Genomic DNA, 7261 nt, shown 5'->3' on the forward strand with positions numbered 1-7261 from the left:
TTCGCACCGTCGAGGGTGGCGAACTGGATGACGTCGGCGCAGTTCAGGCTGATCCGCTCGATCACGGCGCCGGCGGCCACGAGAGCCTCGTTGTCGGCGGCGCGCTGCAGGCCGATGGCCGTGCGCATGGTGCCGAACATGTCGCCGCCGTTCGAGGAGCACACGTCGATGGAGAACGACGGCCGCACCCCCGCCGCCAGCAGGCGGCCGGTGGCCGGGTAGCCGTGGCCCATCTGCGCCTCCACGTCGGGGGCGACGGAGGCGGAACCGCCGCTGGCCGCGATGATCCGCAGCTCTTCGTCGCTGAGGGTCGTGCAGTGCACGTAGGTGATGGTGTCCGAGAGGAGGCCGTCCTCCTGCAGCATCAGGATGGGGCGCATCTTGCCCCAGTGGCCGTCGCCCACGTGCACGGTCACGCGCAGGTCGAGATCCTTTGCCAGCTCGAAGTCCGCCCGGTTGACCTCGCGGGTGGTGAACTGCGGGCCGCGCAGCGCGAGGGCCATGGTGACGAGCCCGTCGTTCGTGGCGAAGCGCTCGGTGCGCAGCCTGGTGGCGTCGTCCCGCGGGTGCTCCACCGGCGAGGGCATCACGCCGCCCCACTGCGCGGCACCGCCGCCGTGCGCGAAGACCGCCCGCATCCCGGTGTCCTCGAGCGCTTTCACGGCCGCGTCGGTGTGATCCGTGGTGCGCAGGTTGTGCGACCAGTCGACGAGGGTGGTGATGCCGGAGTCGAGCGCCTCCAGGCTGCCGAGGTAGTTGCTGACGTAGGTGTCCTCGGGCCGGAAGTGACGGCTGAGACCCACGTGCAGCCCCGCCATGTACTCGTCCAGCGACCAGTCCGAGGCGATGTTGCGCACGATCGCCTGCCAGGTGTGCCGGTGCGTGTCGACGAAGCCGGGCATCACGACGCTGCCGGTGGCGTCGATCACCTCGGCGCCGGGGGCCTCGATGCCCCGGCCGATCTGCGCGATCCGGCCGTCGCGGATGAGCACATCCGTGTCGGCGAGGGCCGCATCCGTGGCGATGCCCGTGAGCACGGTGCCTCCGGTGATCAGGATGTCTCTCGAGTCGGTCATGTCCAGTGCTCCTTCATTGGTCGCAAGGTGGATGTGGGTCGCCGCGCACCCGGATCGAGGGCGGATCGGATGCGGCGGGCGGGGGGAACGGGCCTGGCGGGGGTCAGGCCCGTTCCCGGTAGAGGGGGATGTCGATCGGCGGTTGCGGGATGAAGCCACCGTGGCGATCCATCTGCTCGTAGAGATAGTCGTGCGAGGCCCGCGTGCGGGCGAGCGCGGCATCCACGTCGACGTGCACCAGCCGCCCGTTCCGCTTCACCACGCGGCCGTCGATCAGCACGGTGTCGACGTTGCCGGAGTTGGTCTGGGAGATCACCGCGCCGGTGGGGTCGCGGCGGTTCCAGCCGGCCTGGCTGATGCCGCCCATGTCCAGCAGCACCACATCCGCCCGCTTGCCCGGGGTGAGCGAACCCACCTCGTCGGCCATCCCCGCGGCCACGGCCCCGTTCATGGTGATCCAGCGGAGCGCGTCACGCGTGGTCCAGCGCATCTCCTGCGGCGCGATGAGCCGCTCGTAGCCCGCACTGTCGTCACGCCAGCGCGTGGCCTGCAGCACCAGCCGGGCGTGCGAGAGCAGGTCTCCGCTGTCGCCGCTCACGCAGTCGATGCCGAGGCTCGGTCCGGGGGTGTACTGCGTCGCCTCGCGGATGGCCGGGAAGCCCATGCCCATCTGCATCTCGGTCTCGGCGCACACCGAGACGGTGGTGCCGGTGCCGCGCAGCAGTTCCCACTCCTCGGGCGTGTTGAAGCTGCAGTGCACGAGCAGCAGGTCGGGGCCGAGCAGGCCGTGCTCGGACAGCACCTGCACGTCGCGGAACAGCTGGCGCACTGCCAGCTGGTTGGCGTGCATCGTCATCCGGGCACCGAGCTCGCGAGCCAGCGCGAACTCGGCGGCCACGTCGGCGACCGGGGCGATGGGCAGCTCCTGCGGCGCGATGCCGAAGCGCAGTGGCTGCGACTCGTCGCGGAAGTACTGCTCGCGGATCTCCCGCGCCAGCCGGGCGCGCGGTGCGAAGGCGGCGGGGTCGGCGACGTCCTCCCGGCCGGCGGCGCCCTCGGACCAGGTGTTCGAGGTCACCGGCGTCATCCCGTGGCCGTACAGCCCCCGGATGCCCGCGTCGAGCAGGCCGGTCACGGCGCCGTGGGCGCACTCCGGGTCGAGGATGTTGTGGCAGTAGTCGACGATCGACGTCACGCCGCAGTTGATGGCGTCGAGCGCCCCGGCGTAGTTGCCCGCGTACATGTCCTCGGCGCGGTAGCGGATGGCCATCTGCAGCCGCATCCCGCGCAGGTAGTCGGGGATGGTGCCGTCGGCGAGGATGCCGCGCAGCTGGGCCTGCCAGGTGTGCCGGTGGGTGTCGATCAGCCCCGGGACGGCGATCATCTCACCGGCCTCGATCACCTCGGCCGTCTCGGCGGCGGCGGAGAGGGCGCTGAGCCCGGTCTCCGGGGACACCGGCTCCACCGCCGCGATCCGCTGCCCCTGGATCAGGATGTCGGCCCGCTCCAGGTCGCCGATCGCGGGATCCACACTCGCGACGGCAGCACCCCTGATGAGTGTGCGGTGCGCCGGCAGGTCAGCCATGGTTCTCCTCGTCGAGCCCGGTAGGTCTCCCCCAGTATGTGAAGCATCACCGCCGTTTGTCAACTCTCACTTCACATTGTCATACAGTCCCCATTCACACCTGTCGACCGGCGAGCGCCGCGAGCAGAAGCTCGGCGTTGGCGGGCGTGGCCTCGAGCTCTCCCGCCTCCACCCGGGCGGCCAGCTCGACCACCAACTGATTGAACGGCGCGGGCTGATCCACCGCCGCCAGCTCGGCGACGACGCGGCCGTTGATCTCGGCGACCTCGCTGCGGCGACCCTTCAGCCAGTCCTGCAGCGAGGTGGTCTTGGTGTCGGGCAGCGAGTACGTGGTGAGCACGATCTCGAACAGCTGCTCGGCGAAGGCGTCGGGATCGCCGACGTTCTCGTCGCCCATCCCGAAGATCGGGCGCACCCGGCTGCCGCTGGCGATGGCGGCGCGCACGGCCTCCTTGCCGCAGGCGAGCATGAACTCGTACATCCCGGGTGCAGCGGCCGCGGTGTTCAGCTCGAGGCCGAGCAATGCCGAGGGCACGAGCTCGGCGGCGTTCACCACGAGCTTCATCCACTTCGACGAACGGATGTCGTCGGAGACCTCCACGGTCCCCGCGTGCCGCAGCACGGCGGCGACCTCTTCCTCCCGGCCGTGCGTGGCGGGCGAGATGCTGCCCACCGCGAACCACGACTCCTCGGGCGGATTCTGGCGGTTGGTCGCCCCCGGCTCCCACATGTTCGACGCGAGCTCGATCACCGCGCCGATGGTGCGCTCGACTCCCACGACATCCGCGATGTCGTCGATCGACATGCCGTTCTGCAGGCCCACGACCAGGCTGTCGGGCTTCAGCAGCGGCCTGATCAGCTCACAGGCCCAGCGGGTGTCGTAGGCCTTGACCCCGATGAACACGATGTCGAACGTCTCACGGATGGTCGCGACGTCGCACAGGTGGAACGCCGGTACCGCGGTCACCTCCGTGCGGTCGGGCATGCGCACCTCGATGCCCCGCTCGCGGATGGCCTCCACGTGCGCCGGCCACTGCTCGATGAACGTCACGTCCAGCCCGGCACGGGCCATGTCGGCCCCGATCCCGGCCCCGTTGGCACCCGTTCCGACCACGGCGATCTTCTTCATCGGTTCCTCGCTCTCCCCGGACGCGCCAGTGCGTCCGTCTGATTGTGTACGGTATAGGTTCACACGTTGTGAACTAATACCACAATCCCGAGGCGGAGCGGCGAGACGCTTCACGCAGCGAGTCGAGCATCCACGAGCCCGCCTCCGGACACCCGGCGCGAGGGCTACGGCAGGGGAATGACCGTCAGCCCGGGGATCTGCTCGAAGTCGCGCGGATTGGCCGTGACGACCGGCAGCCGATTCGCCAGCGCGACCGAGGCGATGAGGGCGTCGTAGGCGCGCGCAGCGGGCTTCCGCCCGGAGCCGCGGAGCGCCGCAGCCACCTGACCGAACGCGCGAGCCGATGCGGCATCGAAGGCAAGCGGCTCGAAGTCGGCCTCGGCCTGCTGCATATGCGCTTGACGGGCAGCACGTACTGCATCGTCGTGTGCCACCAGCGGCCCCACGCTGAGTTCGGCGAGTGTGATCGCACTGATCAACAGCTCATCGGGGAGCGTGTCGGGATCGCTCACCTCACCGAGGCGAATGACGGCCGACGTGTCGAGCAGGCCGCGCGTCTTCACGCTCACAGCGCCGGATCGATCACCGCGTCGATGTCGGCGCGCAGCGAGTCGAAGTCGACGGCCGGCAGTGCCCGGCGTCTGTCGATCAGCTGCCTCGTCGTCAGCGCACGCCGCCGGAGCGGTCGCAGCTCGGCGACCTTCGTGCCATCGCTGGTGACCGCGAGGGTCTCACCGCGCGTGACCCTGGCCAGCACGTGGCCGCCCTGATTGCGAAGCTCTCGAACACTCACCGTCTCCATACCACGACTGTATCACGCGTGATACACGCGGATCCGGGATCGTGCCGGGGACGTCTAAGAGATCGAGTAGAAGTGGGCGGTTCCGCCCGGCTTCTCGACGGTGACCGCGTTGTCGAGGTCACGATAGGTGGAATCGAGCGTGTGGCCCACCATGGCGATCGAGATGGTGCCGTCGGCGTTGTGGGTGACCTTCGAGATCACCTGCGTGTGGTCGACGCCGTTGTCGTTCTGCGGATCCCAGTCGAGCATCACGACGTCGCCGATCTTCAGCTGGCTGCGGTCGGTGAACTCGTAGCGCGTGGTGTCGGGCCGGGAGTCGTAGTACGCATCCATCGGGTTGCCGCGGATCCAGCTGTAGTTGTAGTCGCCGGTGGTGGCGTAGTCGCTGTACCAGTCGGCGTTCTGCGTCCAGCCGCGGGCGAGCATGGTCTGGTTCACGAAGTTGCCGCAGTCGTTGTCGGGGAACTCGCCCCACTCGGCGAGGTTGTAGTCCTGCCAATAGGTGAAGGCGTAGCTCATCTGGGCGTCGACAGGGGTCTGGACCTCGTATAAGAACGCCGCATCCGCCGCCATCTCCGAACCGTCCTCGAGCGTGACCGTCACCGGCACCGCTCCCACCACGAAGTCGAACGAGGCGGGGGTCACCGCCGTGATCGAGGCGTCGTCGACCACGTCGAACGCGGCCGCCGGCTCGGTTCCGAAGGCGACGGATGCCACGGCCGAGTCGCCGTCGAAGCCGCTGCCCGCGATGGTGACGGTGGTGTCGCCGGCCAGCGCGCCCGTGGCGGGGGTCACCGACGAGACGGCCACGCGATCGGCTGCTGCGGCGGAATCGCCCGCGGCGACGTCCTGCGAGGCGGATCCGGCGGTGGAGGTGCCGGCGGCGCACCCGGTCAGAGCGAGCGCCGTGACGGCGATCACTCCGGCGAAGAAGAAGGACGAGCGCGGGGTGCGGAATGGCATTGACCCATACGAACACATTTTCATTTGTGTCCCCTATGAAGGGGACATGGAGTGCATCAGTGCGGCGGGCGCAGGGTCTCCGGATCGGCTAGAGCCGTCGACGGCGAACAGCCGAGCTCGCCGGGCTGCAGCAGCACCGGCGCGGGCCGAACGTCCAGCACCCGCCCGTTCTCCGACTTCACCAGCACGCACCCGTCGGCGTCGCCCATCGCCACACCGATCCGCTCCGCGTCGTCGATCAGCACCTGTGGGGGCGCCGCGCGCTCGAGTTCGCTCTCGGGCTGCTCGAGCAGCCCGCTGATCTCGGCCACGACATCCGACTCCGACGGCAGACGCCCGCTCTGGATGGCGGCGAGAAGCACCTCGCGCGCCGATTCCCGCGCGTTGACGGCAAGCACGTACCGGATCGACGTGTCGGGCTCCGGCGTCACGGGTGCGGCCCCCGGCGGGCAGTCGATCGATTCGACGCCGTCGGTGGTGGCCCACTCGCCGACCTTGCCGTAATAGTCGAAGACGACCCGGAAGCAGTAGGCGGCCGGCTGCTCGGTGGTCTCCCCCTGGGCTCCGGATGCCGCATCCTGAGCGTCGACGGGAACCCGGAGGTCGAGCGACCCGAACGGCTTGCTCACGTCGAGCGACTGCTGGTCGTCGATGCCGATCAGCTCGATCGCGTCGGCGTTCACCGAGACCTCGGCCACGGCGGCGCGCGCGTACCCCTGGATGTCGCTCGGCCGTTCCCCGCCGATGGCCCGGGCCAGATCCGCCACCCGCTCGCGTGCCGAATCCTGCTCGGCGGTCACGGCCGGCGCCGCATCGCCGCCGCCCGTGCCTGCGGTGCCGCCGACGCATCCGCTCGATCCGGCCAGCACCGCCGCCGCCAGCAGAACCGCCGCGCCACGACGCGCCAGGACGCGCGCTCCCCGCATCATCGTGGTCTCGACCTTCACACGAGCGACCCTACGCGGAGTCAGCCCGCGTAGGTGGGAGCCGCCGGGAGGCCGAAGAACTCCTCCAGGGTGGTGATTCCGGTGTCGTGCATCTCGGTGGCCAGGGGCACGCCGACCCAGCGGTAGTGCCAGGGCTCGAACTCGTAGCCGGTGACGGGGGTGCCGCCGTCGGGGTAGCGCAGGATGAAGCCGAAGCGGTAGGCGTTCGCGGCGAGCCACTGACCCGCGGCGGTGTCGGCGAAGCAGCGGCCGTCGGTCGAGCATCCGGAGACCGTGTCGAGGATGTCCATGGCCATCCCGGTCTGGTGCTCGCTGTAGCCGGGGCGGGCCGAGGTGAGGTCGGCGCCCTCGACGCCGAGCGAGTTCACGTAGTAGTCGTAGGCGCGCACCTGCACGCTGTAGGAGCGGTAGCCGCTCTGGGCCACCAGCTGCACGCCGATCTCGTTCATCGCCGCGTGGAACATCTCTTCCAGCGCCGCCGTCGCATCCGCCCGGAACTGGTAGCCGTTGGGGTTCGGCATGTCCGCCGGCAGGTCGACGAGGTCAGGCGGGGTGTACTCGCTGCCGTCGGCGAGCGGGCGCAGCTTGTTCACCACCACCCACGGGCTCGTCGGGTCGTCGATGGAGTTCGCGGTCTTGTCGAAGCCGGCGGGCGCGGGGGCGGGGGCGGGCGGCGGGGTGGTGGGGGTCACGGGTTCCTCCGTCGGGGGCGCGGTGAAGCTCGGCGCCGGCAGCGTCGGGGTGGCGGAGGCGGTCGAG

Annotated in this window: 8 protein-coding genes; all 8 read right to left on the reverse strand. The window is 69.9% G+C overall.

Translation table 11 applies throughout. The features are described 5' to 3' along the window. Window positions 1–1076 (reverse strand): amidohydrolase family protein (locus Q0D75_RS20735; protein WP_291057742.1); only part of this gene is annotated, 1076 nt, incomplete at its 3' end. Window positions 1077–1179: 103 nt separating this feature from the next. After that, window positions 1180–2661, reverse strand: a complete 1482-nt coding sequence (locus Q0D75_RS20740) for an amidohydrolase family protein (protein WP_291057744.1) — start codon at window positions 2659–2661, stop codon at window positions 1180–1182. 94 nt (window positions 2662–2755) lie between these two features. Beyond that, window positions 2756–3790, reverse strand: coding sequence for a 2-dehydropantoate 2-reductase N-terminal domain-containing protein (locus tag Q0D75_RS20745; RefSeq protein ID WP_291057746.1), 1035 nt, complete (start codon window positions 3788–3790; stop codon window positions 2756–2758). 164 nt (window positions 3791–3954) lie between these two features. Then, window positions 3955–4359, reverse strand: coding sequence for a type II toxin-antitoxin system VapC family toxin (locus tag Q0D75_RS20750; RefSeq protein WP_291057748.1), 405 nt, complete (start codon window positions 4357–4359; stop codon window positions 3955–3957). Then, window positions 4356–4592 (reverse strand): type II toxin-antitoxin system prevent-host-death family antitoxin, encoded by a 237-nt coding sequence (locus tag Q0D75_RS20755; protein ID WP_291057750.1) that lies wholly within the window; start codon window positions 4590–4592, stop codon window positions 4356–4358. The genes Q0D75_RS20750 and Q0D75_RS20755 overlap by 4 nt, the downstream gene beginning before the upstream one ends. 54 nt (window positions 4593–4646) lie before the next feature. Continuing rightward, window positions 4647–5555, reverse strand: coding sequence for an amidase domain-containing protein (locus Q0D75_RS20760; protein ID WP_291057752.1), 909 nt, complete (start codon window positions 5553–5555; stop codon window positions 4647–4649). Between the two features lie 56 nt (window positions 5556–5611). Further along, window positions 5612–6502: a hypothetical protein gene (locus Q0D75_RS20765; protein ID WP_291057754.1), complete on the reverse strand. Its 891-nt coding sequence runs from the start codon at window positions 6500–6502 to the stop codon at window positions 5612–5614. Between the two features lie 20 nt (window positions 6503–6522). After that, window positions 6523–7261: M15 family metallopeptidase (locus Q0D75_RS20770; RefSeq protein ID WP_291057756.1), on the reverse strand; the 739-nt coding region annotated here is incomplete at its 5' end.

This window comes from Herbiconiux sp. (assembly GCF_023264855.1).
GTDB lineage: Bacteria > Actinomycetota > Actinomycetes > Actinomycetales > Microbacteriaceae > Herbiconiux.

Coding starts and splice junctions, on each gene's coding strand:
- Q0D75_RS20740 (WP_291057744.1), bottom strand. CDS start 2,661: ATGGCTGACCTGCCGGCGCACCGCACACTCATCAGGGGTGCTGCCGTC.
- Q0D75_RS20745 (WP_291057746.1), bottom strand. CDS start 3,790: ATGAAGAAGATCGCCGTGGTCGGAACGGGTGCCAACGGGGCCGGGATC.
- Q0D75_RS20755 (WP_291057750.1), bottom strand. CDS start 4,592: ATGGAGACGGTGAGTGTTCGAGAGCTTCGCAATCAGGGCGGCCACGTG.
- Q0D75_RS20760 (WP_291057752.1), bottom strand. CDS start 5,555: ATGCCATTCCGCACCCCGCGCTCGTCCTTCTTCTTCGCCGGAGTGATC.